The organism is Microcoleus sp. w1-18aA5 (assembly GCF_036701705.1).
Taxonomy (GTDB): Bacteria; Cyanobacteriota; Cyanobacteriia; order Cyanobacteriales; family Microcoleaceae; genus Microcoleus.
Genome location: NZ_JAUPTE010000185.1, coordinates 1 through 1,053, shown reverse-complemented (window position 1 = coordinate 1,053; position 1,053 = coordinate 1). Strand labels below are relative to the sequence as shown.

Genomic DNA, 1,053 nt, shown 5'->3' with positions numbered 1-1,053 from the left:
AATGACAATCGCAGTCGGACGCGCCCAGACCGAAAGAGGCATATTTGATGTCCTCGACGACTGGCTCAAACGCGATCGCTTCGTCTTCGTAGGCTGGTCTGGCATCCTGCTATTCCCCTGCGCCTACCTAGCCATCGGTGGCTGGTTAACAGGCACCACCTTCGTCACATCCTGGTACACCCACGGTTTGGCAAGCTCCTACCTCGAAGGAGCCAACTTCCTCACCGTAGCAGTCTCCACCCCAGCCAACAGCCTCGGACACTCCCTGCTGTTCCTGTGGGGCCCCGAAGCACAGTGGGACTTCACCCGCTGGTTCCAACTCGGTGGGCTGTGGACATTCGTAGCCCTCCACGGCGCCTTCGCACTGATCGGCTTTTGCCTGCGTCAGATAGAAATCGCCCGTTTGGTAGGCATCCGTCCCTACAACGCCCTAGCATTCACCGGCCCCATCGCCGTGTTTGTGTCGGTGTTCCTGCTTTACCCCTTGGGTCAATCAGGCTGGTTCTTCGCCCCCAGTTTCGGCGTCGCAGCAATTTTCCGCTTTTTGTTATTCCTGCAAGGCTTCCACAACTGGACGCTCAACCCCTTCCACATGATGGGCGTTGCAGGCATCTTGGGCGGTGCGCTGTTGTGCGCCATCCACGGTGCAACCGTAGAAAACACCTTGTTTGAAGACGGCGAAGGCTCAAACACCTTCCGCGCCTTCAACCCAACTCAGTCAGAAGAAACCTACTCGATGGTTACAGCCAACCGTTTTTGGTCGCAAATCTTCGGAATTGCCTTCTCCAACAAACGCTGGTTGCACTTCTTCATGCTGTTCGTACCTGTTACAGGCTTGTGGATGAGTTCCATTGGCATCGTCGGTTTAGCATTAAACCTGCGCGCCTATGACTTCGTATCACAAGAATTACGCGCTGCTGAAGATCCTGAGTTTGAAACGTTCTACACTAAGAACATTCTGCTTAATGAAGGCATTCGTGCTTGGATGGCTCCGACAGACCAACCCCACGAAAACTTCATCTTCCCTGAAGAAGTTCTGCCTCGCGGTAACGC

General features: G+C 54.7%; 1 protein-coding gene. It reads left to right on the top strand.

Features of this window, described 5'->3' with window-relative positions:
- Window position 1 precedes the first annotated feature (1 nt).
- On the top strand, window positions 2–1,053 hold a 1,052-nt coding region (gene psbD, locus Q5691_RS27615), incomplete at its 3' end, for a photosystem II D2 protein (photosystem q(a) protein) (protein WP_333297950.1).